The sequence below is a fragment of the Devosia sp. ZB163 genome, assembly GCF_028613635.1.
In the GTDB taxonomy this organism is placed as follows: domain Bacteria; phylum Pseudomonadota; class Alphaproteobacteria; order Rhizobiales; family Devosiaceae; genus Devosia_A.
Map to the genome: position 1 here is coordinate 605,508 of NZ_JAQRMY010000003.1, position 25,410 is coordinate 630,917.

25 protein-coding genes are annotated in these 25,410 nt (G+C 65.8%); 12 read left to right on the forward strand and 13 right to left on the reverse strand.

What is annotated here, in order from left to right:
* Positions 1–17: 17 nt before the first annotated feature.
* Both PRN20_RS16745 and PRN20_RS16750 read left to right on the forward strand, forming a co-directional pair.
* Positions 18–854, forward strand: coding sequence for an aldo/keto reductase (locus PRN20_RS16745; RefSeq protein ID WP_273958695.1), 837 nt, complete (start codon positions 18–20; stop codon positions 852–854).
* A gap of 186 nt (positions 855–1,040) precedes the next feature.
* Positions 1,041–1,619: a dihydrofolate reductase family protein gene (locus PRN20_RS16750; protein WP_273958696.1), complete on the forward strand. Its 579-nt coding sequence runs from the start codon at positions 1,041–1,043 to the stop codon at positions 1,617–1,619.
* A 32-nt stretch (positions 1,620–1,651) separates the two neighbouring features.
* Here PRN20_RS16750 and PRN20_RS16755 read toward each other — a convergent pair whose 3' ends face one another.
* Together PRN20_RS16755 and PRN20_RS16760 are read right to left on the reverse strand one after the other, a co-directional pair.
* Positions 1,652–1,984: a DMT family transporter gene (locus PRN20_RS16755; protein ID WP_273958698.1), complete on the reverse strand. Its 333-nt coding sequence runs from the start codon at positions 1,982–1,984 to the stop codon at positions 1,652–1,654.
* 82 nt (positions 1,985–2,066) lie between these two features.
* Positions 2,067–2,585: a hypothetical protein gene (locus tag PRN20_RS16760; RefSeq protein ID WP_273958701.1), complete on the reverse strand. Its 519-nt coding sequence runs from the start codon at positions 2,583–2,585 to the stop codon at positions 2,067–2,069.
* A gap of 225 nt (positions 2,586–2,810) precedes the next feature.
* On the opposite strand from PRN20_RS16760, the gene putA reads away from it, so the two are divergent.
* Complete coding sequence (putA, locus tag PRN20_RS16765; RefSeq protein WP_273958702.1) at positions 2,811–6,359, forward strand: bifunctional proline dehydrogenase/L-glutamate gamma-semialdehyde dehydrogenase PutA; 3,549 nt, start codon at positions 2,811–2,813, stop codon at positions 6,357–6,359.
* A gap of 197 nt (positions 6,360–6,556) precedes the next feature.
* On the opposite strand, the gene PRN20_RS16770 is transcribed toward putA, so the two are convergent.
* The 8 genes from PRN20_RS16770 to PRN20_RS16805 form a co-directional block, all read right to left on the reverse strand.
* Positions 6,557–7,633, reverse strand: coding sequence for an ABC transporter ATP-binding protein (locus PRN20_RS16770; protein ID WP_273958703.1), 1,077 nt, complete (start codon positions 7,631–7,633; stop codon positions 6,557–6,559).
* A gap of 178 nt (positions 7,634–7,811) precedes the next feature.
* Positions 7,812–8,891, reverse strand: coding sequence for a Gfo/Idh/MocA family protein (locus PRN20_RS16775; protein ID WP_273958704.1), 1,080 nt, complete (start codon positions 8,889–8,891; stop codon positions 7,812–7,814).
* Positions 8,888–9,907 (reverse strand): Gfo/Idh/MocA family protein, encoded by a 1,020-nt coding sequence (locus tag PRN20_RS16780; protein WP_273958705.1) that lies wholly within the window; start codon positions 9,905–9,907, stop codon positions 8,888–8,890. Before PRN20_RS16780 ends, PRN20_RS16775 begins: the two co-directional genes overlap by 4 nt.
* A complete protein-coding gene (locus PRN20_RS16785) occupies positions 9,907–10,323 on the reverse strand; it encodes an endonuclease domain-containing protein (RefSeq protein ID WP_273958706.1) in 417 nt (138 codons plus the stop codon). The genes PRN20_RS16780 and PRN20_RS16785 overlap by 1 nt, the downstream gene beginning before the upstream one ends.
* A gap of 155 nt (positions 10,324–10,478) precedes the next feature.
* Entirely contained in the window at positions 10,479–11,249 is a 771-nt protein-coding gene (locus PRN20_RS16790) for a carbohydrate ABC transporter permease (RefSeq protein WP_273959045.1), read from the reverse strand.
* Between the two features lie 300 nt (positions 11,250–11,549).
* A complete protein-coding gene (locus tag PRN20_RS16795; RefSeq protein ID WP_443112578.1) occupies positions 11,550–12,497 on the reverse strand; it encodes a carbohydrate ABC transporter permease in 948 nt (315 codons plus the stop codon).
* Between the two features lie 4 nt (positions 12,498–12,501).
* Entirely contained in the window at positions 12,502–13,779 is a 1,278-nt protein-coding gene (locus PRN20_RS16800) for an ABC transporter substrate-binding protein (RefSeq protein WP_273958707.1), read from the reverse strand.
* Between the two features lie 283 nt (positions 13,780–14,062).
* A complete protein-coding gene (locus PRN20_RS16805; RefSeq protein WP_273958708.1) occupies positions 14,063–14,755 on the reverse strand; it encodes a TetR/AcrR family transcriptional regulator in 693 nt (230 codons plus the stop codon).
* 197 nt (positions 14,756–14,952) lie between these two features.
* Here PRN20_RS16805 and PRN20_RS16810 point away from each other — a divergent pair, with 197 nt between their 5' ends.
* The 5 genes from PRN20_RS16810 to denD all read left to right on the forward strand — a co-directional run bounded on the left by PRN20_RS16810 (position 14,953) and on the right by denD (position 20,304).
* Entirely contained in the window at positions 14,953–16,107 is a 1,155-nt protein-coding gene (locus PRN20_RS16810) for a Gfo/Idh/MocA family protein (protein ID WP_273958709.1), read from the forward strand.
* A gap of 143 nt (positions 16,108–16,250) precedes the next feature.
* Positions 16,251–17,417 (forward strand): dihydrodipicolinate synthase family protein, encoded by a 1,167-nt coding sequence (locus PRN20_RS16815; protein ID WP_273958711.1) that lies wholly within the window; start codon positions 16,251–16,253, stop codon positions 17,415–17,417.
* A gap of 151 nt (positions 17,418–17,568) precedes the next feature.
* Positions 17,569–18,393 (forward strand): sugar phosphate isomerase/epimerase family protein, encoded by an 825-nt coding sequence (locus PRN20_RS16820; RefSeq protein WP_273959047.1) that lies wholly within the window; start codon positions 17,569–17,571, stop codon positions 18,391–18,393.
* 98 nt (positions 18,394–18,491) lie between these two features.
* A complete protein-coding gene (locus PRN20_RS16825) occupies positions 18,492–19,247 on the forward strand; it encodes an SDR family NAD(P)-dependent oxidoreductase (protein WP_273958712.1) in 756 nt (251 codons plus the stop codon).
* 70 nt (positions 19,248–19,317) lie between these two features.
* Positions 19,318–20,304 (forward strand): D-erythronate dehydrogenase, encoded by a 987-nt coding sequence (gene denD, locus PRN20_RS16830; RefSeq protein WP_273958713.1) that lies wholly within the window; start codon positions 19,318–19,320, stop codon positions 20,302–20,304.
* A gap of 4 nt (positions 20,305–20,308) precedes the next feature.
* On the opposite strand, the gene PRN20_RS16835 is transcribed toward denD, so the two are convergent.
* Together PRN20_RS16835 and PRN20_RS16840 are read right to left on the reverse strand one after the other, a co-directional pair.
* Complete coding sequence (locus PRN20_RS16835) at positions 20,309–20,620, reverse strand: hypothetical protein (RefSeq protein WP_273958714.1); 312 nt, start codon at positions 20,618–20,620, stop codon at positions 20,309–20,311.
* Between the two features lie 748 nt (positions 20,621–21,368).
* Positions 21,369–22,280, reverse strand: a complete 912-nt coding sequence (locus PRN20_RS16840) for an acetamidase/formamidase family protein (RefSeq protein ID WP_273958715.1) — start codon at positions 22,278–22,280, stop codon at positions 21,369–21,371.
* Between the two features lie 161 nt (positions 22,281–22,441).
* Here PRN20_RS16840 and PRN20_RS16845 point away from each other — a divergent pair, with 161 nt between their 5' ends.
* Positions 22,442–23,227, forward strand: a complete 786-nt coding sequence (locus PRN20_RS16845; protein WP_337956259.1) for a sulfotransferase domain-containing protein — start codon at positions 22,442–22,444, stop codon at positions 23,225–23,227.
* A 3-nt stretch (positions 23,228–23,230) separates the two neighbouring features.
* Here the strand turns inward: PRN20_RS16845 and PRN20_RS16850 are convergent, their stop codons facing one another.
* A complete protein-coding gene (locus PRN20_RS16850) occupies positions 23,231–23,848 on the reverse strand; it encodes a hypothetical protein (RefSeq protein WP_273958718.1) in 618 nt (205 codons plus the stop codon).
* 84 nt (positions 23,849–23,932) lie between these two features.
* Here PRN20_RS16850 and PRN20_RS16855 point away from each other — a divergent pair, with 84 nt between their 5' ends.
* The 3 genes from PRN20_RS16855 to PRN20_RS16865 are packed head-to-tail and all read left to right on the forward strand — an operon-like array spanning position 23,933 to position 25,409.
* Positions 23,933–24,379 (forward strand): hypothetical protein, encoded by a 447-nt coding sequence (locus tag PRN20_RS16855; protein ID WP_273958719.1) that lies wholly within the window; start codon positions 23,933–23,935, stop codon positions 24,377–24,379.
* Positions 24,380–24,435: 56 nt separating this feature from the next.
* Positions 24,436–25,050 (forward strand): trimeric intracellular cation channel family protein, encoded by a 615-nt coding sequence (locus tag PRN20_RS16860; RefSeq protein ID WP_273958720.1) that lies wholly within the window; start codon positions 24,436–24,438, stop codon positions 25,048–25,050.
* Positions 25,050–25,409 carry a DUF4326 domain-containing protein gene (locus PRN20_RS16865; protein ID WP_273958722.1) on the forward strand — a complete coding sequence of 120 codons (360 nt, stop codon included), beginning with the start codon at positions 25,050–25,052 and terminating at the stop codon, positions 25,407–25,409. The genes PRN20_RS16860 and PRN20_RS16865 overlap by 1 nt, the downstream gene beginning before the upstream one ends.
* Position 25,410: the final 1 nt, after the last annotated feature.

Consider the following 25,410-nt stretch of genomic DNA (forward strand, 5'->3'; position numbering starts at 1 on the left):
TCACCCGGAACCATCACATGTCCCTTCCGCACCACACCCTGAACGACGGCACCACGCTCCCGGCCGTCGGCCTCGGCACCTACGCGCTCCGCGGCATCCCCGGCGCCGAGGGCATGGCCGAAGCGCTGCGCCAGGGCTACCGCCTGCTCGACTCCGCCGTGAACTACGAGAACGAGGGCGCCGTCGGCAAAGCCGTCCGCATGTCCGGCGTGCCGCGCGAGGAAATCCGCGTCACCTCCAAGCTCCCCGGCCGCCATCACAAGAAGCCGAACGTCACCTGGGCCATCGAGGAGTCGCTGCTCCGCTCCGGTCTCGACTATCTCGACCTCTACCTGATCCACTGGCCCAACCCGAGCCAGCAGCTGTTCGTCGAAGCCTGGGAGGGCATGATCGAAGCCCGCGAGCGCGGTCTCGTCCGCTCGATCGGCGTCTCGAACTTCCTCCCCGAGCACCTCGACCAGCTGATCGCCAGGACCGGCGTCGCCCCGAGCGTCAACCAGGTCGAGCTGCACCCCTATTTCAACCAGCCCGAACAGCGCGCCGCCGACAGGCAGCGCGGCATCCTCACCCAGGCCTGGACCCCGATCGGCAAGGGCACGGGCCTCCTCGCCGAACCGCAGGTGGTCGCGGCGGCCAAGAAGCACAACCGCACCCCGGCGCAGGTCGTCCTCCGCTGGCACACCCAGCTCGGCGTCCTGCCGATCCCCAAGTCCGCCACTCCGTCGCGTCGCGCCGAGAACCTCGACATCGCCGGCTTCCAGCTCGACGATGCCGACATGGCTTCGATCGACACGCTCTCGCGCCCCGACGGCCGCCTGTTCGACGGCGATCCGCGCACGCACGAGGAGTTCTGATCGGCACTCGCCGAGGCTCAGCCGCTCCGCCAATTGCCCATGGCCGGGCCTGTCCCGGCCATTCCTGCCCCGAGCGCTCCCGCCGCGCCGACCGCAGTATCCCTCTCTTCCGCTCCTCACGGCATTGGGAGATGATGACGGCGAGCGGGTAGACATCACCGCCAGGCAATGACGGGGATAGTGTCGATGCGCAAACTCATCGTCTGCAACATCATATCTCTCGACGGTTTCTTCACCGGGCCCGATGGCAACGTGATGGTCATGCCATTCGACAAGGGCTTTTCGGAGTACAACGTGGAGCGGCTGCGCGAGGCGGACACGCTTCTGCTTGGTCGCAAGTCGTTCGAGGGCTTTCGCCAGTACTGGCCGTCCGTTGCCGACGACGCCAGCCAACCGCCGCTGGAACGCGAAATCTCGCGGCTGAACACCGCCGCCGAGAAGGTCGTCGTGACCGACAGTCTCGGCAACGGCGACCTCGATGGCTGGGGCCCGGCGCGTGCCGTCCGCCGTTCCGATGCGATCGATGCAGTCGCGGCGCTGAAGCAGAAGCCCGGCCGCGACATCGTGGTGTTCGGCAGCCGCACCCTGTGGAACCACCTGCTCGCCAACGGCCTCGTCGACGAGCTGCACTTCATGATCGGCGCCGGCCTCGTCGGTGAAGGCCTGCGCGCCTTCGAAGGCAAGCCGCCGGTCGGCCTCAGGCTCCTCGACGCCGGCCCGGTCGAAGACTCGAGCCTCGTTCTCGTCCGCTACGCAGTGACGTAAGTCCCGCGCCTCGACCCCAGGACGCGGCGCGCCTAGTGCGCGCCGGTCTTCGAGACGAGATTGACCACCAGCACGCCGGCAATGATCAGGGCGAGGCCGATGATGCCGGCGAGGTCGAGCTTCTGGCCCAGGAAGAACTGGCCGATACCTGCAATCAGCACGATACCGAGGCCCGACCAGGTGGCGTAGGCGATACCCACCGGAATGGTCTTGAGGGTCAGCGACAGGAAGTAGAACGCCGCAGCGTAGCCGATGACGGTGATGATGCTCGGCACCAGCTGCGTAAAGCCATCGGCCGCCTTCAGGGCAGTCGTTGCGGCGGCCTCGCAGATGATGGCGATCAGCAGGAAGACGAAGTTGTTCATGGAAAGCTCCGGGTTTTGACCGGTCTCTCCCAGATCACCGGAATTGAGCGCCGTCACGCTCACTTTCCCGTGATCGAGGTTGTCAGGTGACCTTCGCCTCAGCCTCGGCGATGACCCGCCGGATCGCCGATCCCAGTGTCGCCGGCTCTGCTGCTGCCTCGCCTGTCGCCCATGGCGAGCCCTCCACCACATGTGTGCCGCGCGCAGACAGCGAGATGCCTGCCGGCGTCGTCTCGAGCATGACCGACATGCTCCGGCTCGCGAACGAGCGCACCGACGCGGCGCCGCTCACCTGGTACGCGCGCCAATCGGTCAGCTTGTGGTCGCGCTGGCTCGGTGGCCGGCGCTTCACCATTGCGGCGAGGTGGTGCAGCGCGACCTGGCCGAGTTCCGCATCCGTGGTGCCGATCGGCAGTACGGTCGGTTCGCCGGTCTCGACCATCATCTCCCACGGCGCCGTCATGATCGAAGTCACGATGTAGTGCCGGTTCGCGTAGCAGTAGAGAGTGGCCGAGAGCTCCATGCCCAGCCGTCGGCGCAACGCCGCGACGGTGGATGCGTCGCGGTCACCCAGCAAAGATCCCAACAGCCTGCCGAGCATTCGAGCCCCCTTGTCGGCCGCGACAATAGACAAGGCGGCGGCCAGGCAAATCGCCACCTTCCAACCTGGTTTCGCTTCGCTTAAGGGACCCTCCTCGGCGAAACCTGTTCACGGCGACGCCCGTCTCCCCAAGTCTCTTTAGCGACACTAAAAACCCACGCGTCCCACCACATTTTCCCCACACAAATCAGCGAGCCGTGCCACACTATGGACACGGGGGCAGCAATGGCCGAACTCGACGAAATCCGCAGCCGCATTCGGGCTGCGATCCTCGCTGATGAGGAGGAGACGGTAACGCGTCTCGTCGAGGAGGCATCGCTGAGCGGCGCGGACCGCGCTGCGATCGGCAACCGCGCGCTGAAACTCGTCGAGAAGGTGCGGGCCGGGCAGTCGGCCGGCATGCTCGAGTCCTTCCTTGCCGAATACTCGCTGTCCACCCACGAGGGCATCGCGCTGATGTGCCTCGCCGAGGCGCTGCTGCGCGTCCCCGACACGGCGACCATGGACGACCTGATCGAGGACAAGATCGCGCCATCGCGCTGGCACGAGCATCTCGATCGCGCCAACTCGGCGCTGGTCAACGTCTCGACCCTGGCGCTCACGCTCACCGGCCAGGTGCTGCGCGATCGCGAAGGCATTGCCGGCATGATCCAGGGGTTCGTGCAGCGCATCGGCGAGCCGGTGATCCGCGCCTCGGTAATGCAGGCGATGAAGATCCTCGGGAGCCAGTTCGTGCTCGGCCGCGACATCGAGGAAGCGACCCGCATCGCGCGCAAGGCCGAGGCCAACGGCTTCACCTATTCCTACGACATGCTGGGCGAGGCGGCCCGCACCGAGGCTGATGCGAAGCGCTATCGCGCCGCCTATGCCGAGGCCATCGCCGTGCTCGCCACGCGTTCCACTGCAGGCTCGGTGCGCGACAATCCCGGCGTCTCGGTGAAGCTCTCGGCGCTGCATCCACGCTACGAGTTCATGAAGCGCGAGCGGGTGATGGACGAGCTGGTCGAGCGCACGCTCGCCCTCGCCATGATGGCGCGCGGCGCCAACATGGGCTTCAACATCGATGCCGAGGAGGCCGACCGGCTCGACCTCTCGCTCGACGTCATCGCCGCCGTGCTGGCCGACGAGCGCCTCGCCGGCTGGGACGGGTTCGGCATCGTGGTGCAGGCCTATGGCCAGCGTGCCAGCTATGTCATCGACTGGATCGAGGCGCTGGCCGAAAAGCTCGACCGGCGCGTCATGGTCCGGCTGGTCAAGGGCGCCTACTGGGACAGCGAGATCAAGCGGGCGCAGGTGCTGGGCCTCAAGGGCTTCCCGGTCTTTGCGCGCAAGCCCGCGACCGACATCAGCTACATCTCCAACGCCCGCCGGCTGCTCTCCAAGACCAGGCGCATCTACCCGCAGTTTGCGACGCACAACGCGCACAGCGTGTCGGCTGTGCTGCGCATCGCCGAGGTGCTGAAGGTCGGCAAGGCCGAGTACGAATTCCAGCGCCTGCATGGCATGGGCGAGCGGCTGCACCAGACCCTGCATGACGAGCAGGGGACGCGCACCCGCATCTATGCGCCGGTAGGGCGCCATTCCGACCTGCTCGCCTATCTCGTCCGGCGGCTGCTCGAGAACGGCGCCAACGGCTCGTTCGTCAACATGATCGCCGATCGCGACGTGCCGGCCGCCGACGTGGTGCAGGATCCCTTCGAAGCCATCGCCACGGCCAGGAGCCGCGTCACCGCTCCGCACGACCTGTTCCTGCCCGAGCGCGACAACTCGCGCGGCCACGACCTCACCGATCCGGTCGAGGTCGCCTACATCCTCGCCGATCGCAACCGCTTCCGCCCGAGCGAGAAGCGCTGGCACGCCGTGCCCGGTTCGCTCGTCGCGGGCAGCCAGTCCGAGCAGCACACCATCACCAACCCGGCGACTGGCGAGACCGTCGGCGATGCCATCGGCGCCGGCCCCGAGACGATAGAGCTCGCCATCGCTTCGGCCCGCGATGCCGCCCCGGCCTGGGGCGATCGTCAGGTCGGCGAGCGCGCGCTGCTGCTGCGCCAGGTGGCCGATCTCTATGAGGCCAACGCGGCTGAGTTCTTCGCGCTCTGCGCCCGCGAGGCGGGCAAGACGCTCGCAGATTCCGTCAGTGAAGTGCGCGAAGCCGTTGATTTCCTGCGCTATTACGCCTCTCAGGCGGAAGCGTCCGAGCCGCGCCACCCGCTCGGTGTGTTCGCCTGCATCTCGCCGTGGAACTTCCCGCTGGCGATCTTCACCGGCCAGATTGCGGCCGCGCTCGTTGCCGGCAACACCGTGCTGGCCAAGCCCGCCGAAGCGACACCGCTGATCGCCGCGCTCGCCGTCCGCCTCATGCATCAGGCCGGCATCCCCGAGGATGTGGTGCAACTGGTGCCCGGCTCGGGCAGCACCGTCGGCGCCGCGCTCACCTCCGACCGGCGCATCGACGGGGTTTGCTTCACGGGCTCCCTCGCCACGGCCAAGTCGATCGACCAGAAGATGGCCGATCATCTCGCCCCCGGCGCGCCGTTCATCGCCGAGACCGGCGGGCTCAACGCCATGATCGTCGACTCGACCGCGCTGCCCGAGCAGGCGGTGCGCGACATCCTCGCCTCCGCCTTCCAGTCCGCCGGCCAGCGCTGTTCGGCGCTGCGCATCCTCTACGTGCAGGAGGATGCGGCCGAGCGCACGCTCGAGATGCTCAAGGGCGCCATGGACGAGCTCAAGCTCGGCGACCCCTGGGAGCTCGATACCGATGTCGGCCCCGTCATCGACGCGAAAGCCAAGGCCAAGTTCGACGCCTATATCGAGGGCTTCGCCGCACGCGATGCGGTCCTCCACCGGCTGTTCACGCCCAAGGAGGGGACGTTCGTCTCGCCGGTCGTCCTCAAGGTCTCCGGCATCGCCGAGATGAAGGAGGAGATCTTCGGGCCGGTGCTCCACGTCGCGACTTTCAAGGCCGAGGAACTGGATGCGGTCATCGCCGCCATCAACGCCTCCGGCTTCGGGCTGACCTTCGGGCTCCACACCCGCATCGACGGGCGCGTCGAGGAGGTCTCCGAGCGGGTCCGCGCGGGCAATATCTATGTCAACCGCAACCAGATCGGCGCCGTGGTCGGCTCGCAGCCGTTCGGCGGCGAAGCGCTCTCGGGCACCGGGCCCAAGGCGGGCGGGCCGCACTATCTCAAGCGGTTCTGGCGCCTGCACGAGCGGTTCGAGCCGTCCGCCGCCGTCAATCCGCTCTCGGGTCTCTCGATCGGCTTCGCCATCGCGGCGGTCGACCAGGTCAAGATCGGCATCGAGCGCGTCGGGATCGAACCGGCACAGCAGGAGATGCCGGGCCCGACCGGCGAGAGCAACACGCTCTACACCTGGCCGCGCGGCGTCGTCCTCTGTCTCGGCCCCGATACGGCAAGCGCCCACCTGCAGGCGAGCCTCGCGCTCGAACAGGGCAACGGCGTCCTCGTCGTCGCCCCCGGCGCGGTCAAGATCGCCGAGGAACTGGGCGTCAATGGCGAGCCCATCGGCGGCCTCGACAAGAAGCTCTCGCCCGCCGCGATCGAAGCCGGCCTCAACGTCGATGCGATCATGCATTTCGGCGTCGAAGCCGAACTCAAGCCCTGGCGCCAGGCCCTCAGCCGCCGCGAAGGCGCCATCGTCCCGCTCATCACCCGCCCCGCCGACGCCGAACACCTGATCCGCGAACGGCACGTCTGCATCGACACCACCGCCAGCGGCGGCAACGCGGAACTGCTGGCAGGGATGTAGGGCAGGGCCGTGCCCCTCGCGTCCCCTCGCCCCTCAGGGGAGAGGGCAAGCGCAGCTTACGAGCGTCGCGAGTTAGCGAAGCTAGGGTGAGGGGTGCAGCCCATCGGCTCGCTGTCTTTCCCAGCTATGCCACGACATCCCACCCCTCATCCGGCGCTGCGCGCCACCTTCTCCCCTGAGGGGAGAAGGGAAGGGCCCTAGATCGCCTGCCCATCTTTCGCGAACACATGGTACCGCGCCGGATCGACATACGCCGTCAGCGTCGAGCCCAGCGCCAGCGACCGCTGGCCGTCCACCGCAATCGTCAGTGGCTGGCCATCGCCGGTCGTGGTGTAGACCATGGTCTGGCCGCCCAGTTGCTCGACCAGGTCGACCTTCACCTCGGCCAGCGGTACGCCCGAGCCCTCGACGATGCCGATATGCTCGGGCCGCACGCCGAAAGTCACCGCATCGCCGCCCGCGCCGACCGCGCGGTTGACGACGATCTCGCTGCCCCCGGCGCGGAGCTTGGCGCCGGCGCCGTCGGCGTTTTCCACCGTGGCCTCGAGGAAGTTCATCTTGGGCGAGCCGATGAAGCCGGCGACGAAGCGGTTGCGCGGGTTGTTGTAGAGCTCGAGCGGCGCGCCGACCTGCTCGATGATCCCGGCCTGCAGCACCACGATCTTGTCGGCCATGGTCATGGCCTCGACCTGGTCGTGGGTCACGTAGATCATGGTATTGCCGAGGTCGTTGTGGAGCTTGGCGATCTCCACCCGCATCTGCACCCGCAGTTCGGCATCGAGGTTCGAAAGCGGCTCGTCGAAGAGGAAGATCCGCGGCTCGCGCACGATCGCCCGCCCAATGGCAACGCGCTGGCGCTGCCCGCCCGAGAGCTGCTTGGGCTTGCGCTTCAGGAGCGGCTCGATGCGCAGGATTTCGGCGGCGCGCTGCACGCGTTGCTCGATCTCGGCCTTGGGGAAGCGCGCCGTCTCCAGCCCGAAGGCGAGGTTCTGGTAGACGTTCATGTGCGGATAGAGCGCGTAGCTCTGGAACACCATGGCGATGCCGCGCTTGGCCGCCGGCACCTCGTTCATGCGTTCGCCGTCGATCAGCAGCGCGCCGCCCGAAATCGGCTCCAGCCCCGCGATCATGCGGAGCAGGGTGGACTTGCCGCAACCCGACGGCCCGACGAACACGGTGAACTCACCCGGATCGATGGTGAGATCGACGCCATGGATCACCTCCACGTCGCCGTACTTCTTCACCACCTGCTGCAGAACGACGCTCGTCGACATCAGTGCCTCCCTGCGCACACTGCGCTTGCTGCATGCCCCTCATCACCGGGCTTGTCCCGGTGATCCAGCCACGCGGCGTCTGCCGCGTGGGAGGGGTCGTTTCGCCCCGCCGACGCGGAGCGGCTGGATTGCCGGGACAAGCCCGGCAATGAGGCGAATGGATGCGATTGTGTGTTGCTCACGCAAACCCCTCGGGAAGCCAGCTGTGATATTTCGGGTGTTCGGGACCCACGGGGAAGCTCACTTCCTCGCGCGTCTCGCTCGAATGATAGAACGCCGTGACGATCTCGAGCGCGCGGCGCGAGTCTGCGCTCGTCACCGGCATCGGGCCCAGCCCCTCGAGCGCGTCCCAGAACAGGCGCATCTGCGTGGTGAAGCGGGATGGCACATCCACCCAGCCGGCCAGCAGCGTCTCGATCGCGGCCTTGGTCGCGTCGTTCCGCGGCAGGATCTTCCAGATCGCCTTGCCCGGATTGTAGGCCTCGTGATCGCTCTCGATGGTGACGTTCTCGAACGCCAGCCGGATGCGGGAAATCTCGTCCGCCGAGCCCAGCGTTGCCGTGAAGCTCGCGAGCGCGCCCGAGGCCATTTCCACCGAAGCCGAGATGCAGTCCTCGACCTCGATCGTGTTGACCCGCGTCGCGACGCGCCCGAACAGCGCCTTGGGCTCGCCCATCAGGTAGGTGAAGATGTCGTGCGGGTGGATGGCGTGCGTCATCAGCACGCCGCCGAGCTCGGTCTTCCATTTGCCGCGCCAGGGCACCGAGTAATAGTCCGGCCCGCGCCGCCACAGCGTCTCGACCGTGCCCACGTAGGGCTTGCCGGCGAGGCCCGCGTCGATGACCCTTTTCACCTGCTGGATGCCGTTGCCGAACCGGTACTGGAACACCGGCATCAGCTTGCCCTTCGATTTCTTCTCCTCGGCAATCACCTCGTCGACCTCGGCGAGCGAGCCCACCAGCGGCTTCTCGCAGATCACGTGCTTGCCGGCCCTGAGCGCCGCCATCACCATGGGGTAGTGGACCATGGGCGGGGTGCAGATATCGATGATGTCGAGGTCGTCCATCTTCAGCAGATCGTCGAAGTTCTCGATGCGCCTCTCGATGCCGAACTCGTCGGCCAGTCCATTGCGGCGGCCGGGATCGAGATCGCAGATGGCGATCACCTTGTACTTGTCCTTGTTGGGCTCGTAGCCCTCGACAATGTGACTGCGCCCGATGCCGCCGCCCACGACCGCGACCGTGTAAACCCTGCTCATTGCTGCCAAACCGTTCCGACTTCGGCCATCTTCTGGGCCGTCAACGCCAATTCCATTGCCTTGAAGGCGCGCACCTGCGGCATGGCCGTCTCGGTGCGGTTGAGCACGTCATCGATCAGCTGCCGCCCATAGGGGAGCACCTGGTTGGCACAGCTGAGCCGGTGCGTGCCCTTCTTGTCGACGAGGAACAGGTGGTCCGTCCCCGGCTCGCCCGCGATGTCGATGTATTTCCTGAGCTCGATGTACCCCTCGGTCCCGAGGATGGTCAGCCGCCCGTCACCCCACGTCCCGAGCCCGTCCGGCGTGTGCCAGTCGACGCGCACGTAACCGGTCGTGCCGGGCGAGCGCAGGTGCATGTCGCCCACGTCCTGCAGCCCGGGCTTGTCCGGGTTGGCGCGGTTCGCCACCGTCGCCGAGATCACCTCGGCATCGGTGTCCGTGCCCGAAAAGAACAAGAACTGTTCACACTGGTGCGAGCCGATATCGGTCAGGATGCCGCCATAGCGCGGCCGGTCGTAGAACCAGTCCGGCCGCTGGTTGTTGCGGATCTGGTGCGGCCCCAGCCCCACCGTATGCACCACCTTGCCGATCGCCCCGGCAGCGACTAGCTCGCCCGCCTTCACGGTCGAGCGCGTCTCGAAATGCTCCGAATAGCAGACCGAATAGATCTGCCCGGTCTCGGCCTGCACGCGCTTCAGCTCACCCAGCTGCTCGAGCGTCGTCATCCCCGGCTTGTCGCTCATCACGTCCTTGCCGTGCCGCATGATCTCCATCGAGATCCCGGCGCGCTCGTTGAGCACCGCCGCCGTCAGCACCAGCTGGATCGCGGGATCCTCAAGGATCGCCCGCCGGTCGGCCACGCGCCTCGCCTGCGGGTACTTCTCGGCAAAGGGCTTGGCGAGGTCATCCTCGGGCGAATGAAACGCCACAAACTCCGCGCCCTCGCGCAACAGCAGGTTCACCTGCCCGTAGATATGGGAATGGTTGAGGCCAATGGCCGCGAATTTGATGGGCATTACTTCTTGTCTTCGTAGAGCTCGGATGGCGCGGCGTGACCTTCTCCCTTGATGGGAGAAGGTGGCCGAAGGCCGGATGAGGGTGGGGCGGCGCGACGTGAAAGCGCGTCAAAGATCAGGTCCAGTACACCGTCGCGGTTATCGCTGACCTCGCTGTTCCAGACCCGCAGAACTTCGAAGCCTCGCCTCGCCAGTTCCGCGTCTCGACGCGTGTCTCTAGCGGCATCCTCAAGATGCTGGCTGCCATCCAGTTCGACGACCAGCCTGGCGTCGAAGCAGGCGAAGTCGGCGACATAAGGCCCGATCGGCACCTGCCGGCGAAACTTGTGGCCAGCCAGCCGTCGGTCTCTGAGGATCGACCACAGACGCTTCTCGACCTCGGTGCTGTTCCGTCGAAGGGTGCGAGCGAACTTCACCGGGCCAGTGCGCTTGGCCCCACCCTCATCCGGGCTTCGCCCACCTTCTCCCATCAAGGGAGAAGGCCCGACTGAGATGCCGGTGGAGGACCCTTCTCCCCTTGTGGGAGAAGGTGTCCGAAGGGCGGATGAGGGGTGAGCCGCGCGCTCGGAGCTCACCGCTTCATCCCCGTAGTCGCAATCCCCTCGATCAGCAGCCGCTGGAAGAACAGGAAGAACACGAAGATCGGCACGAGGCTCAGCACGCTCATGGCGAACAGCCCGCCGAAGTCGCTCTCGCCCGTCGAGTCGGTGAACGTCCGCAGCCCCAGCATGACCGTGTATTGCTTCATCTCGTTGAGGTAGATGAGCGGGGCGAAGAAATCGTCCCAGGTCCAGATGAAGGTGAAGATCGCGGCCGTCGCCAGCACGGGCAGGCTGAGCGGCAGCATGATCTTGTAGTAGATGCGCCAGGCCGAGCAGCCGTCCATCATCGCGGCTTCGTCGAGTTCGCGCGGGATGCCGCGGAAGAACTGGACCATGAGGAAGACGAAGAAGGCATCGACCGCGAGGAACTTGGGCACGACCAGCGGCAGGATGGTGTCGACCCAGCCCAGCTCGCGGAACAGCACGTATTGCGGGATCAGCGTCACCTGCCCGGGCAGCATCAGCGTCATCAGCATCATGGCGAACCAGAAGCTGCGGCCCTTGAAGCGCAGGCGCGCGAAGGCGAACGCCGCCATCGAGCAGGCGATGAGATTGCCGATCACGCAGGTGACCGAGATCACCAGCGAGTTCCAGAAGAAGGTGCCGAAGCTGACGCGCAGCCCGTTCCAGCCGCGGAAATAGCTGTCGAGGCTCCAGACGCTCGGCATCAGCGTGCCCGAAAAGATCTCGTTTTCCGGCCGGAACGAGGCCGAGAGCATCCATAGCAGCGGATAGAGCATCAGGATCGATGCGCCGATCAGCGCGACATGCGCGAGCACGCCGAGGACGCGCTTCCGCGCAAGCTTGCCCGGCGAAGCCTCGGTGACGACAGTGAGCTTGGGGGCCGCGGCGGTGACGGTCATCTTGTGCCTCGCTGCAGCCACTTGCCCAGGTCTGCTCCCCTCCCCCTTGAGGGGAGGGGCGGGGGGAGGGGGTGGTGAGGTTGTGCCGGATGGCCGGGCCGATGCTGACTGCTCGACCCCCACCCCCGGCCCCTCCCCTCAAGGGGGAGGGGAGCGCCGAACTGCGCGAGGTGCACATCAATCATCATAGTGCACCCAGTACTTGCTCGTGAGGAACGAGAACGCCGTGAAGCACCCGACCAGCACCAGCAGGAACCACGCCAGCGCCGAGGCATAGCCCATGCGGAAGAAGCCGAAGGCCTCCTGGTAGAGATAGAGCGTGTAGAACAGCGTCGAGTTGATCGGGTTGCCCGTGCCGGCCGAGATGATGAAGGCCGGGGTGAAGCTCTTGAACGCCTCGATCGTCTGGATGATGGCGTTGAAGAACACCACCGGCGTGAGCAGCGGCAGGGTGATCTTCCAGAACTGCCGCCATTTGCTGGCGCCGTCGAGGCTCGCGGCCTCGTACATGTCCTGCGGGATCTGCCGCAGCCCGGCGAGGAAGATGATCATGGGCGAGCCGAACTGCCAGATCGACAGCACGATCAGCGTCCACAGCGAATAACGCGGGTTGGAAATCCAGCTCGGGCCCTGGATGCCGAAGATCGAGAGGAAGTCGTTGACCAGCCCGTCGCCGGAAAAGAGCTGGCGCCACAGGATCGCGATGGCGACGGACGCGCCGAGCAGGCTCGGCAGGTAGAACAGCGCGCGATAGAGCGGCAGGCCGCGCATGCCGCGGTTGAGCAGCAGCGCCACGCCGAGTGCGAAGGCGAGCTTCAGCGGCACCGAGAAGATGACGAAGGTCAGCGTCACCCGCATCGAGGCGATGAACTTGGGGTCGGCCGTGAACATGCGGATGTAGTTATCCGCGCCCACCCATTCGGGTGAGGTCAGCAGGTCGAAATCGGTGAAGCTCAGATAGAACGAGGTGATGATCGGCCCGATGGTCAGGCCGAGAAAGCCGATGAACCAGGGCAGCAGAAAGAGGTAGCCGGGGGCGTGGTTTTCCCACACCCTCGACCACCACGACTGGTGCACCGCACCCCCGGCATGGGGGACTCCGGCCTCCATGGCGGGCGCGGTCATGACGTCAGGCCGCGCGGTTCAGGATGTCGGTCGCGCCCTTGACGAGCTCGGGTCCGGCCTGTTCCGGGGTCTTGGCGCCGAAGCCCACTTCCTGGCCGAGGATACGGAACAGGGAAGCGTCGATCTCGCCGGCAGCGGCCGGCGGGGACGGGGGCAGGGCGCCGAGAAGCGGCCCGAGGTTGGCGACGAAGTTCAGCGCCACCTGGCTCTGCTCGTCGAGGGTCGGGGCGAGCGCGTCGCGCACGGCCTTCGAGCAGGGGATGCCGCGTTCGACGCCGAGCACCTTGCTGGCGTCCTGGTCGTTGACGAAGAAGCTGATGAACTTGGCCGCGTCTTCCTGCTGGGTGGACGAGCCGCCGATCGAGAAGAACATCGAGGGCTTGCGGTAGTGGCCGCCAGGCGCGTCGGTGGCGATGCGCGGGAAGTTCGAGATGGTGATCTTGTCCTTGTTGATCGCCTGGAAGGCCACCAGCTGGTTGGAGTTGGACGGGATCACCGACGCCTTGTTCAGCGTAATCATCGTGGTCTCGAGCGGACCGGTGTCGAGCGCCTGGTCGTCGGGGGAGACGCACACGCCGGCGGCGCGGAAGTCGGCCCACATCTTGTACCACTCGGTCGCATCGGTCTCGTCGAAGGCCACCTTGCCGTCGGCGGTGTAGAGCGCCTTGCCGCGCTGGCGCAGCCAGTTCTCGTACATCGGCTCGGAGACCGAACCGTCGGCGACCACGGCCTTGCCGACGCCCTTGGACTTGAACGCTTCGCTGATCGCAGTCAGGTCGGCATAGGTCGTGTTCGGGCCGGGCACGTCGAGGCCGGCCTTCTCGAAGTCGGCCGTGTTGATCATCAGGGCCACCGAGTTGGCGCCGAGGCTGATGCCATAGAGCTTGCCGTCGACCTTGCCGCCATCGAGCTGGTCCTGGTCGAAATCGCTGAGGTTCAGCGCGCCGCCGACCAGGTCGTCGAGCGGGGCGATGGCGTTACGCTTGGCGTATTCGACGATGTAGCGGTAGTCCATCTGGATGACGTCGGGCGCATTGCCGCCGGCGGTTTGCGTCGCGAGCTTGGGCCAGTAGTCGTTCCAGGCGAGGAACTCGCCCTCGATCGCCGGGCCGCCGGCCTTGGCGTAGAGATCGGTCACCCCGTAGGTGCGATCGGCGCGGGCCTGGCTGCCCCAGAAGATCAGGCGCAGGGCTTCCTGCGCAAATGCAGGCGAGATGCCGGCCGCGGCGGCGAGCGCCGTCGAGCCGAGCAGAAACTGACGGCGGTCTAGCTTCATGGTCATAGATTTCCTCCCGTTCATCCTCCGGGGGCGGCTCGGCCGACCCCGATCCCTCATGCGCTCTTGTTGGCGCTAAATAACTAATTGGTTACAACCATGAGCCGGGACACGGGGGCTGTCAAGCGGCCAAATACTGGCGGAAGTCCGTGGTCCATGGGCGCACAAACCCCATACGGGACCCGGGTTTTGACCCCAAGTTCCAACGCGGTCCAGCTGTCAGGCTACGCTCAGGCGGCGTTCAGATTAAGGGCGGAAACGGTCAGCCAGGCTGCCGAAAAGGGACGGCTCAGCGGCGCGTCCTGAGGTAGTCGACGACCATCTGCACGGCCTGCGCCTCGCGGTCCTGGATCAGCGCGAACTGGCTGAGATCCTTGCCGAAAACGACGCTGAGCGTCTGCATGTTGGAGACGTAGAAATAGCAGAGCGAGATGATCGAGATGTAGAGCTGCATCGGGTCGACGTCGGTGCGGAAGGTGCCTTCCGCGTGGCCGCGCTTCACGATCTCCTGCAGCTCGCCCACGATGGGTGAGCGGATCTCCTCGACATGCTTGATCTTCTTGACGAAGCGGGCGTTCTGCAGGTTTTCCACAGACAGAAGCCGGGGAAACCAGGGGTTCGCGAGGAAGTGCCGGAATGTAAACCGGATGATCCGGTCCACAGCCTCAATAGGATCATACTGGCTGATCCGTAACTCCCGCTCGCCGCGGCGGATCTCCTGATAGGCATCAAGAAGAACCGCCTCGTAGAGGGCCTCCTTGTTGCCGAAATAGTGGTAGAGCAGCCGCTTGTTGGCCTTGGCCCGCGCCGCAATCGAGTCCACTCGGGCGCCGTCGAACCCCAGTTCGCAGAACTCGTCTCGGGCCGCCTTGAGGATCGTCGTCTTGGTCTTTTCGGCATCGCGCGGGCGCACCGGGGCAGCGGACTGGGCAGCCTTGCCGGCGCTCCTCCTCACCTTCACCGCTGTCGCCTCGTCGGCCATCTAGTCCCCTCCCGCATCGCTGCGGTTACATTGCGCCCCGTGCCGCCATTGGCATCCGGACGCCCCAAGAGCAAGCTACGCTTCGAACGAAAATCGTTCTTTCGTTGAGTGGCAAATGGCCCGCCTTGACGGTCCATCCTAGCCATGTCTATCTAAGTAACCAAGCAGTTACAAAGAGTGGACGAGGGAGGGGTCGGATGGCCGAGCGCAGGCTGGGTTTGATCATGCACGGCGTGACGGGCCGGATGGGCTACAACCAGCACCTGGTGCGCTCCATCCTCGCCATCCGCGAACAGGGCGGCGTCGCCCTCGCCAACGGCGACCGTCTCGTCGTCGATCCGATCATCGTCGGCCGGGATCGCGAGAAGATTCAACGACTTGCCGAAAAGCACCAGATCCCGCGCTGGTCCACCGACCTCGACGCCACCCTCGCCAATCCCGATGACACCGTGTTCTTCGACGCCGGCACCACGCAGATGCGCGCCGAACTGCTCAGCCGCGCCATCGACGCCGGCAAGCACGTCTATTGCGAAAAGCCGGTCTCCGACGACCTCGAGTCCGCCATCGCCCTGGCGAAGAAGGCGAAATCGGCCGGCATCAAGCATGGCGTGGTGCAGGACAAGCTGTTCCTGCCCGGCCTCTTGAAGCTCAAGATGCTGAAGGACGCCGGCTTCTTCGGCCGCATCCTCTCGGTCCGCGGCGAGTTCGGCTACTGGGTGTTCGAGGGCGACTGGGGCCAGCCGGCGCAGCGCCCGAGCTGGAACTATCGCAAGGCCGATGGCGGCGGCATCATCCTCGACATGCTCTGCCACTGGCGCTACGTGCTCGATAACCTCTTCGGCGAGGTCGAGGCCGTAAGTTGCCTCGGCGCCACGCATATTCCGACCCGCGTCGATGAGCGCGGCAACACCTACACCGCCGATGCGGACGATGCGGCTTACGCGACCTTCCAGCTCGCCGGCGGCGTCGTCGCCCACATCAATTCGAGCTGGGACGTTCGCGTCCGCCGCGACGATCTCGTGACATTTCAAGTGGACGGCACGCACGGCTCGGCCGTCGCCGGCCTCCACAAGTGCTTCAGCCAGCACCGGGTCAATACGCCGAAGCCCGTGTGGAACCCTGACCAGCCGCAGACCATCGACTTCTTCCAGAACTGGGAAGAAGTGCCCGATAACTGGCCGGCCCAGAACGGCTTCAAAGCGCAGTGGGAAATGTTCCTCAGGCACGTCGCCGAGGACGCGCCCTGGCCCTACGGCCTCGAAGCCGGCGCCAAGGGCGTGCAGCTCGCCATGCTCGGCCTGCAAAGCTGGAAGGAGCGCCGCTGGCTGGATGTGCCGGCGCTGGGGATTTGAGATGCTGACTGAGAGAGACACCCCCCTCCCATCCTCCCCCACAAGGGGGGAGGTGCCTGCCGGCGTGTCGGGCACGATCGAGCTCTACCCTCGACTCTTCACCTCCCCCCTTGTGGGGGAGGCCGGGAGGGGGCCGTCTGCCTATGGTTGAACTCCTGCTCCCCAACCCCGATCGCACCCTCACCACCTATCGCCTCAGCGGCACGCCGATCCCGTTCGAAAAGCACGCCGCCAGCGATTTCCCGCGCATCGCCTATGCCGCCGCGCACGTCGTCGCCGACCCGTTGGCGTCGAACGATCCGTGGCTCAACCCGGCGATCGACTGGGACACCACGCTGAAATTCCGCCACCGCCTGTGGGACCTCGGCCTCGGCGTCGCCGAAGCCATGGATACCGCGCAGCGCGGCATGGGCCTGACCTGGACCGACGCGCAGGAGCTGATCCGACGCGCCCAGGCCGAAGCCCGCGGCCGCTCGGACGCGCTGATCGCCTACGGCGCCGGCACGGATCACCTCGTGCCTGGCCCGAATGTCACCGTCGATGACGTGATCCGCGCCTATGAGGAGCAGGTCGGCTTTGTCGAAGGGCAGGGCGGCCGGGTCATCCTGATGGCTTCGCGCGCCCTCGTCGTCGCGGCGAAATCGCCCGACGATTACGCCCGCGTCTACGGCCGCATCCTTTCCCAGGTGAAGCAGCCGGTGATCCTCCACTGGCTGGGCGAGATGTTCGATCCCGCACTCGAAGGCTACTGGGGCAGGGCCACGCATGACGAGGCAATGGATGTCTGCCTCGACGTCATCGCCGCCCATGCCGACAAGGTCGACGGCATCAAGATCTCGCTCCTGAGCAAGGAGAAAGAGATCGCCATGCGCCGCCGCCTCCCGGCCGGCGTCCGGATGTATACCGGCGACGATTTCAACTATGCCGAGCTGATCGCCGGCGACGAGCAGGGCCACTCCGATGCGCTGCTCGGCATCTTCGACGCCATCGCGCCTGCCGCCTCCGCCGCGCTCGCAGCGTTGGGTCGCGGCAGCGACAACGAGTTCTTCGAGCTGCTCGAGCCCACCGTGCCGCTCAGCCGCCACATCTTCCAGGCGCCCACCCGCTTCTACAAGACTGGCGTGGTTTTCCTCGCCTATCTCAACGGGTTACAGGACCACTTCACGATGATCGGCGGCCAGCAGTCCACCCGCTCGCTGCAGCACCTCAGCGAACTGTTTCGGCTGGCGGACAAGGCGCGCGTGCTGGCCGATCCGGCACTGGCCGCGGAGCGGATGAAGCGCGTGCTGGCTGTGCATGGGGTGGTTTGATCGTGCCCGCGAACCCCTCATCCGGCGCTGCGCGCCACCTTCTCCCCGACGGGGAGAAGAACAGGGCGCCGACTGCGCAGTCGGTATTCCTCTCCCCGTCGGGGAGAGGGTGGACCGGCGAAGCCGGGACGGGTGAGGGGTGATGAGCGCGATGTCTAGCGGCCAGCTCTCCATGAACCTCGCCACCCTGCGCAACGGCTCGACCTTTGCGCAGATGATCGACGACTGCCTCCGCCACGGCGTCACCGCCATCTCGCCCTGGCGCGATCAGGTCGCCTCCGTCGGCCTCACCGAGGCTGCTCGCATCATCAAGGCCAACGGCCTGCGCGTCACCGGCCTCTGCCGTGGCGGCATGTTCCCGGCAGAAACCGCTGCGGGCCGGCAGGCCAATATCGACGACAACCTGCGCGCCATCGATGAAGCCGCGGCGCTCGGCGCCGATTGCCTCGTCCTCGTCGTCGGTGGCCTTCCCGGCTCGTCCAAGGACATTGCCGGCGCCCGCCAGATGGTCACCGACGGCATCGCCGCCATGCTTCCGCATGCCCGCGCCTCCCGCGTGCCCCTCGCCATCGAGCCGCTGCATCCGATGTATGCCGCCGACCGGGCCTGCGTGAACACCATCGACCAGGCGCTCGATATCGCTGCGCAACTCGGCGAAGGCGTCGGCGTCGCCATCGACGTCTACCACGTCTGGTGGGACCCGAACCTTGCCGCCGCCATCGCCCGCGCCGGACGCGAGCAGCGCATCTTCGCGCACCACATCTGCGACTGGCTGGTGCCCACCACCGACATGCTGCTCGACCGCGGCATGATGGGCGACGGCGTCGTCGACCTCAAATCCATCCGCGCGATGATCGAGGCCGCCGGCTACCACGGCCCGCAGGAAGTCGAGATATTCAGCCGCGACAACTGGTGGAAACGCCCGGGCGACGAGGTTGTGCGTACATGTGTGGAGCGCTTCGAAACCGTCTGTTGACGCTCGAACGCACTGTTCGATTGATCGAGGTCAATGCGCAGCTGAACCGGCTCCATCAGGCTCCTATGTCGTTAGGATCGTAGTGATGGAGACTGAAGATGAGCTTTGACTTCAACGGCAACGTAGCGATCGTCACCGGTGGCGCGTCTGGTATCGGCGAGGCCGTGGCCAAGGCTCTCGCGGCCGGCGGCGCCAAGGTCGTCGTGGCGGATCTCAACGCCGATGCGGCCAGGGCGACGGCGGAGTCCCTCACCAAGGCTGGCGGCACCGCAGCAAGCTTCGCCGTCGACGTGGCCGATCCCAAGCAGAACGAAGCCATGGTCGCCTTCGCGCAGAAGACCTATGGCGGCCTCCACCTGGCTGTGAACAACGCCGGCATCGGCGGCGCCTCCGCGCCGACCGGTGAGTATCCCGTCGATGCCTGGGACAAGGTGATCGGCATCAACCTCGACGGCGTTTTCTACGGCATGCGCTATGAGATCCCGGCCATCCTCGCCTCCGGCGGTGGCGCCATCGTCAACGTCGCCTCCATCCTGGGCTCGGTCGGTTTCGCAAACGCTCCGGCCTATGTGGCGGCCAAGCATGGCGTGGTCGGTCTCACCAAGTCCGCGGCCCTCGAGTATGGCGAGAAGGGTTTGCGCGTGAACGCCATCGGCCCCGGCTTCATTGAAACCCCGCTGCTCACCAAGACGATGGACGATGCGACGCTGAAGTTCATCGCCAGCAAGCACGCCATGAACCGGCTTGGCCAACCCGAGGAAGTCGCGGCCCTGACGGCGTTCCTCCTGTCCGACGAAGCCAGCTTCATCACCGGCAGCTATCACCTCGTCGACGGCGGCTACACAGCGCCGTAGTTGTACGAAAGCGCGGCTTGCGCCCAGCGCGCAGGCCGCTAATCTCCGCGCCAAAATGCGAGGAGACTTCATGCATATTCTGATCATCGGAGCGGCCGGCATGATCGGCCGCAAGCTCACGTCTGCGCTGCTCAAGTCGGGGCAGGTGGGCGGCAAGGCCATCAGCAAGTTCACGCTCACCGACGTGGTGGAGCCGGCCAGGATCGACTTCAACGGCGACGTGCAGACGCTGGTCTCCGACGTCTCGCTGCCGGGCGAGGCCACCAAGCTGATCGCCGGCCGTCCGGACCTGATCTTCCACCTCGCCGCGATCGTTTCGGGTGAAGCCGAGGCCGATTTCGACAAGGGCTATCGCATCAACATGGATGGCATGCGCTTCCTCCTCGAAGCCATCCGCCAGGAAGGCCTCAAGGCGCCATATCTGCCGCGCCTCGTCTTCACCTCGTCGATCGCCGTGTTCGGCGCGCCGTTCCCGGACGCCATCGGCGACGAGTTCTTCAACACCCCGCTCACCAGTTACGGCACGCAGAAGGCAATCTGCGAGCTGCTGCTCAACGACTATTCGCGCAAGGGCTTCGTTGATGGCGTGGGCATTCGCCTCCCCACCATCACCATCCGCCCGGGCAAGCCGAACGCCGCGGCGTCGGGCTTCTTCTCCAACATTCTGCGCGAGCCGCTGGTGGGGCAGGAGGCAGTGCTGCCGGTATCGAAGGACGTGCGCCACTGGTTCGCCAGCCCGCGCGCCGCGATCGGCTTCCTGACGCATGCGGCGGAACTCGATACGACCAAGCTCGGCTGGCGCCGCACGCTGTCGGTGCCCGGCCTGTCCGCCACCGTCGGCGAGGAAATCGAAGCGCTCCGCCGCGTGGCCGGCGACAGTGCCGTCAAACTTATCCGCGAAGTGCCGGACCAGCGTATCATCGGCATGGTCGACGGCTGGCCGAAGAACTTTGCTGCCAAGCGCGCCGAGTCCCTGGGGTTCAAGGCGGAGAAGACCTTCGACGAAATCATCCGGATCCACATCGAGGACGAGCTCGGCGGCCGCATCGGCGGCTGATCGATCAGAACCGGCGCGTGCGCCTTGTAACCGGCCAGTTCAGTCCGGGAAGCAGCGGCGCACGCCAGGTCACGACCAGCCCGAGCCCGTCGGCGGTAATCTCGGCCGTGCCGGGCATGGCGATCACGTGGCGGTCTTCCTGCAGCACCGCGTCCGTGGCGTAGCGGACGCGGATCGCCAGTTCGCCCCGGCGCGGGGTCAGCGTCACGAGCTTGATGAGGTCGTTGTCGAGCGAGAAGGCATAGGTCCGTTCGCTGTCCGGCAGGGCCAATGGCCGGCGGGGTGTACGCGGATCAATGAATTCGGCTGCGGACATGCCCGCGTCAGGCGCGGGCATGTCCGCAGCCGCGCGCGTATTCATGGCTGCTTCAAGGTCCACGCTGTCCGGTGCCTCCCGTTCGGTTCAGGCAACGTACGAGTCTCGCGCGACGTCAACAATGCGGACAATTGCCGATACGCGCTCGCAACTCCTGGCGCCCGGCGGGCGGTGGATAAGTCCAATCTGAAACCACCGCCTGGTGTGCAATGCGGTCGAGCTGTCCGGCGATATTCAACTGATGTGGCAGTACGTTAGGTGACGATACAGATGTGGAGCGGCGCTATCGAACCCTTCAGCACCTGCGCCGTTTGTACCATTTGGTGCCGCAAGACCATTGCATCTCGCGAAATTGGTTCTAGAGTGGCATTGCTTAGGTATTTAACTGGAATGCCAAGTTGATGCGTTTATTCATTCTCATGGTGACCGCGACGAGCGGCGCCGAGCATTTCTAGAGCTAAACGATATCCTCCCGGAGCCGCAGTCAATGTCGCTCCAACCTTAGGCAGCGGCGGTCCTGCCGCCGCTGCTTTCTCCTTGAAATGGAGCATTAGCCTCCGTTTCCCTCCTTCCTTGCGGGAGAAGGTGGCGCACAGCGCCGGATGAGGAGCAACAACCATAGGTCGCCCGGTCGGAGCGCAAGCCAGCTTGACCGGTTATGGAAGCCACTCCCTCATCCGCCCAAGGGCACCTTCTCCCAGAGGGAGACGTCGATGGATCAACGCCTCCCCTCAGAAAGAGGAGCGCGTCACTTTTTCGGCAGCCACTTCTTCGCGATCTTGCACACCATCGTATAGGCCGGGTCATAGACGTTCCCGACCTCGTAGCGCACCACCTGGCCCATCAGGTGGCTGGCTGCCGTCTTGCTCAGCCCGTAGTCGGTGCAGAGCCAGTTGAACATGTCGGTCGTTGCGTGCTGCAGCGCCTGGTCGAGCGGGCGGGCATTGCCGACCGAGAAGATCTCGTCGTCATTCTCGCCGCGCGGCCAGACCAGTTTCCTGTCCTTTTCGACCGTCAGCCGCACCTCGACCTCGTAGCTCGTCTCGATGCCGGTGCCGACGATCTCGCCGTCGCCCTGGATGGCATGGCAATCGCCCAGGAAGAACAGCGCGCCGTCGACGGCCACCGGAAACCATATCGTCGCGCCGGGCCGGCAGCCGCGATAGTCCATGTTGCCGCCATTCTCGGCGCTGGTCGCGGTGGAGAAGGCCTGGCCGAGCGCGGGCGCCACGCCGAAGCAACCGATCATCGGCTCAAGCGGCAGCACGAAGTGCTCCAGCCCGGGGACCGGGTCCTTGAGCTGCGCTGTCCCCGCCTGCCGGTCGATGGCCCAGGTCACAGGATCGCGCGAGGGCAGGTCGCGCACGGATTCCGGATCGACGACGTTGCCGGCGAGCGAAGAGCGCGTCCAGCCCGTCGCACGGTTGGGCGTCATGCGGATGATGTCGACCTTCAGTGCATCGCCCGGCGCGGCTCCCTCGATATGGATAGGCCCGTTCATCGGGTTCGGGCCAGGCCGCCGCTTCTCGCCGTCCTTGTCGATGCCCCAGGCATCGAGCGTCTCGGTGATCACCGTGTCGCCAGACGCTACGGTCAGGGCAGGGGGCAGCGTCCCCAGGACGTTGTGCCATTCGGTGGGGACGAAGCGGTGCGTGGTCATCAGTGGTTCCTCCTGTTGCCACAAGGGGTAGCGGGTGGACGGCACCCCGTCCACTGCGCCGAAGGATTGAATATTGCACACCAGTGGCGCCCTGCGGCCGGGCCTGCTACCAACCCGGCGTCCACGGCAGCCGGTGTCGCGGAGCCCGAGCCGAGCAGGAAATGCGCCGCATACACATCGTTGGAGTGAACCCGAGGACGGGAACGACCCTGCTGGCCGAATGCATGCGGCTCTGCTTCAGGATCGACAGGTCGGCGGCGCACGAAGAACGGCTTTATCGGCTTCGGCGGTGCGCGGGTATTTCTCTCACAAAGGCCCCGCAGGATCTGCGGTATCTGGCGCCGCGCCTGTGGCTGGATCCGCGCTTCCATGCCATCTGCATGGTGCGCGATCCCCGGGACACGGTGATCAGCAAGCACGGCAGCATGCCAGACGACTATTGGGTGCACACCTCGATCGGCCGCTTCAAGGAGGGGTGGAACCTGGTCCAGCGGCACGCGAACCATCCCCGGTTCCTGTGGATCAAGTACGAGGACCTCATCGCACGTCCTGACGAGGTTCAGGACCGGATCGCGGCCCGGTTCCCGTTCCTGTCGAAGACCGGCCGGTTCTCCGACTTTCACTCCAGGGGTGACGTATCAGTCGGGTCGCAACTCGCCCTCAACGGCGTACGTCCGATCGACCGCGACAACCACGGGAAATGGACGGCCCACAAGGAGCGGCTGCGCGAGAAGCTCGAGGAGGGCGGCCGTATCGATGACGAGTTGATCCAGCTTGGCTACGAGGCCGACCGCGACTGGATGGCGCGGCACGGTATCCACCTGACCGCCGCCGCGGGGACGAACGATACGGAACGCGCGCGTCGCCACAGGCGGGATCGGTTCCGCAGCAACAGGTCGGCCATCACCGCGGCGCTCTGCGCCCGCCTGGGGCTCGACATCGGCTAGCGGTCACAGCCCAGCCAGCCACTCCGCGTATTCGCCCTCGTGCGTCCCTTCGAAGTTTTCCTGCCCCCGCTTGGTCAGCAATCCCCGGCGGGGCGGGATGAACGAGTAAATCCGGCCGCGCCGGTGCTCGCGCCAGTTGATGTTCACGGCGGCGAACCTGGGGAAGAACTCGAGGTCGTCATAGGGCAGGTGGTCGTGGATCCACCAGGCCAATGCCTCCCAGCGCCCGGTAGCCTCGTAGTAGGGGATCAGGGCGTGGACGATCACGCAGGCGGTGGCGCCCATGCCGCCGGTGGCATCGCGGCGATCCCAGATGTGGCCGGCGAAGTTGGTCTCGTTGCGCCCGCAGTTGAGGTCGTGCTCGTTGCCGAACTGGTTGACCTCGACCGAGCGGAAGGCCGAGCGGATCGAGATGCGGCCGAAGCGGGCCCGCAAGGGCTCGAGGCACTCTTCGCACAGGCGCCGACCTGCGGCGATGGCGAGGTCCGGATCGTCGGGGATGTTCGGGATGCCGTAGAAGCTCGCGATCTCCGAATGGAGGAAGTCGCGCATGAAGAAATTCTCGCTGAGCCGCACCCGGCCCAGTTCCTCCAGCGCTTTCATGCTCTGTGGCTTGCGCATCTTGTCGCCCCTCACTTCTCGCCGTCATATAGTCTGCGCTATCAATGGGTTGAGGGCGACCCGTTTCCAACGAGGAACAGACTGATGCTGAAGTTGATTGCCGGCCTGATGCTCGCCGTCTGCCTCGCCACCACCCCGGCCATGGCCCAGTCCGATGCCGACATCGATGCTGCCATCGACAACGTGCTCGGCGATCACACGGTCTATCGCGCCGCGTTCGATGCCATCCAGGAGGCCGTCGCCGATGGCGATGCTGCCGGCTTCGCCGAATGGGTGAGCTATCCGCTCAAGGTGGTTGCCGATGGCGAGGAAATGACGATCGCCGACGAGGCACAACTCGTCGAGCACTACGACAGCATCATGACCGATGAGATCCGCAACGCCGTGACCGAGCAGACCTGGGCAACGCTGTTCGTCAACTACCAGGGCCTCATGTTCGGCAACGGCCAGGTCTGGCTCAACGGTGTCTGCGAGGACGACACGTGCGAGGCGTTCGACGTCAAGGTCATCACCATCCAGTCGGCCAGCTAGCCCCACCCCGGATCATCTGCTGTAGTCTCTCGGGAAAGGAGATTCCCGGGGGCACCATGCTTGATACGATCTTCTACGTCGCGATCACCGCCGAAGCCATGTCGGCTGCGCTCGCCGCCGGTCGCCGCAACATGGATTGGTTCGGCGTGTGCGTCATTGCCTGCGTCACGGCGCTTGGCGGTGGCACCGTGCGCGACCTGGTGCTCGGGCACTATCCGCTGGTCTGGGTCGAAAACCCGTACCTGCTGGTCGTCTGCTGCATCGCGGCGTTCGTTCCGATCGTCATGGCGCGCTACATGGCGGCGTTGCGCTGGCCGTTCCTGTTGCTCGACGCGGTTGGCCTCGCCACCTTCACCATCATCGGGTGCAATGTCGCGCTGGAGATGGGCCAGCAGCCGATCATCGTCATCGTCGCGGGGCTCCTGACCGGCATTGTGGGCGGCGTCCTGCGCGACATCCTGTGCGGAGACGTGCCGCTGGTGTTCTCGTCCGAACTCTATGCAACGGTCGCCATCGTTTCTGGCGTGCTCTACTATTTCGGGCACATCTCCGATCTGCCTCATGATCTCGTAGTAATCGGCACAATCGCGTTCGGCTTCACCTTCCGGGTCCTCGCCATCCTCTTCAAAATCCAGATGCCCAAGTTCGTCTACGACAAGGAGCTCCGCTGATGCCCAGGCCGCAACGCATGCAGCTCTCGCACCGGGCCGGCTTCAACCTGCAGGAGGCGTCGCACGCCCTCAACGGCCTGCCGGCCAAGCTGATCACGCGACCGGGCAAGTGGGGCAACCCATTCACCATCGAGGATACAGGCAGGCGCTACGGCCTCGACAAGGGGGCCGCGCAGGTCAAGGCGGTCGAGCTGTGCGGGCATTGGCTGCTGGGCACGCTCGATCCCGACCTGTCCCCTGGACCGCCGCCCAGCCGCGACTTGATCCGCGCAGAACTAGCCGGCCACAACCTCGCCTGCTGGTGCAAGGCGGGCACGCCCTGCCACGCCGATGTCCTTATTGAACTCGCGAACGGATAGA

What these genes read in the sequence shown, in the direction of transcription:
- PRN20_RS16800 (WP_273958707.1), bottom strand. Translation starts at nt 13,779, where the DNA reads ATGACCATGAAGCTAGACCGCCGTCAGTTTCTGCTCGGCTCGACGGCG.
- PRN20_RS16795 (WP_443112578.1), bottom strand. Translation starts at nt 12,497, where the DNA reads ATGACCGCGCCCGCCATGGAGGCCGGAGTCCCCCATGCCGGGGGTGCG.
- PRN20_RS16845 (WP_337956259.1), top strand. Translation starts at nt 22,442, where the DNA reads ATGCGCCGCATACACATCGTTGGAGTGAACCCGAGGACGGGAACGACC.
- PRN20_RS16860 (WP_273958720.1), top strand. Translation starts at nt 24,436, where the DNA reads ATGCTTGATACGATCTTCTACGTCGCGATCACCGCCGAAGCCATGTCG.
- PRN20_RS16790 (WP_273959045.1), bottom strand. Translation starts at nt 11,249, where the DNA reads ATGCTCTATCCGCTGCTATGGATGCTCTCGGCCTCGTTCCGGCCGGAA.
- PRN20_RS16780 (WP_273958705.1), bottom strand. Translation starts at nt 9,907, where the DNA reads ATGCCCATCAAATTCGCGGCCATTGGCCTCAACCATTCCCATATCTAC.
- PRN20_RS16840 (WP_273958715.1), bottom strand. Translation starts at nt 22,280, where the DNA reads ATGACCACGCACCGCTTCGTCCCCACCGAATGGCACAACGTCCTGGGG.
- PRN20_RS16760 (WP_273958701.1), bottom strand. Translation starts at nt 2,585, where the DNA reads ATGCTCGGCAGGCTGTTGGGATCTTTGCTGGGTGACCGCGACGCATCC.
- PRN20_RS16855 (WP_273958719.1), top strand. Translation starts at nt 23,933, where the DNA reads ATGCTGAAGTTGATTGCCGGCCTGATGCTCGCCGTCTGCCTCGCCACC.
- PRN20_RS16750 (WP_273958696.1), top strand. Translation starts at nt 1,041, where the DNA reads ATGCGCAAACTCATCGTCTGCAACATCATATCTCTCGACGGTTTCTTC.
- PRN20_RS16850 (WP_273958718.1), bottom strand. Translation starts at nt 23,848, where the DNA reads ATGCGCAAGCCACAGAGCATGAAAGCGCTGGAGGAACTGGGCCGGGTG.
- PRN20_RS16755 (WP_273958698.1), bottom strand. Translation starts at nt 1,984, where the DNA reads ATGAACAACTTCGTCTTCCTGCTGATCGCCATCATCTGCGAGGCCGCC.
- PRN20_RS16865 (WP_273958722.1), top strand. Translation starts at nt 25,050, where the DNA reads ATGCCCAGGCCGCAACGCATGCAGCTCTCGCACCGGGCCGGCTTCAAC.
- denD (WP_273958713.1), top strand. Translation starts at nt 19,318, where the DNA reads ATGCATATTCTGATCATCGGAGCGGCCGGCATGATCGGCCGCAAGCTC.
- PRN20_RS16805 (WP_273958708.1), bottom strand. Translation starts at nt 14,755, where the DNA reads ATGGCCGACGAGGCGACAGCGGTGAAGGTGAGGAGGAGCGCCGGCAAG.
- PRN20_RS16835 (WP_273958714.1), bottom strand. Translation starts at nt 20,620, where the DNA reads ATGTCCGCAGCCGAATTCATTGATCCGCGTACACCCCGCCGGCCATTG.
- PRN20_RS16745 (WP_273958695.1), top strand. Translation starts at nt 18, where the DNA reads ATGTCCCTTCCGCACCACACCCTGAACGACGGCACCACGCTCCCGGCC.
- PRN20_RS16810 (WP_273958709.1), top strand. Translation starts at nt 14,953, where the DNA reads ATGGCCGAGCGCAGGCTGGGTTTGATCATGCACGGCGTGACGGGCCGG.
- PRN20_RS16770 (WP_273958703.1), bottom strand. Translation starts at nt 7,633, where the DNA reads ATGTCGACGAGCGTCGTTCTGCAGCAGGTGGTGAAGAAGTACGGCGAC.
- putA (WP_273958702.1), top strand. Translation starts at nt 2,811, where the DNA reads ATGGCCGAACTCGACGAAATCCGCAGCCGCATTCGGGCTGCGATCCTC.
- PRN20_RS16820 (WP_273959047.1), top strand. Translation starts at nt 17,569, where the DNA reads ATGTCTAGCGGCCAGCTCTCCATGAACCTCGCCACCCTGCGCAACGGC.
- PRN20_RS16815 (WP_273958711.1), top strand. Translation starts at nt 16,251, where the DNA reads ATGGTTGAACTCCTGCTCCCCAACCCCGATCGCACCCTCACCACCTAT.
- PRN20_RS16775 (WP_273958704.1), bottom strand. Translation starts at nt 8,891, where the DNA reads ATGAGCAGGGTTTACACGGTCGCGGTCGTGGGCGGCGGCATCGGGCGC.
- PRN20_RS16825 (WP_273958712.1), top strand. Translation starts at nt 18,492, where the DNA reads ATGAGCTTTGACTTCAACGGCAACGTAGCGATCGTCACCGGTGGCGCG.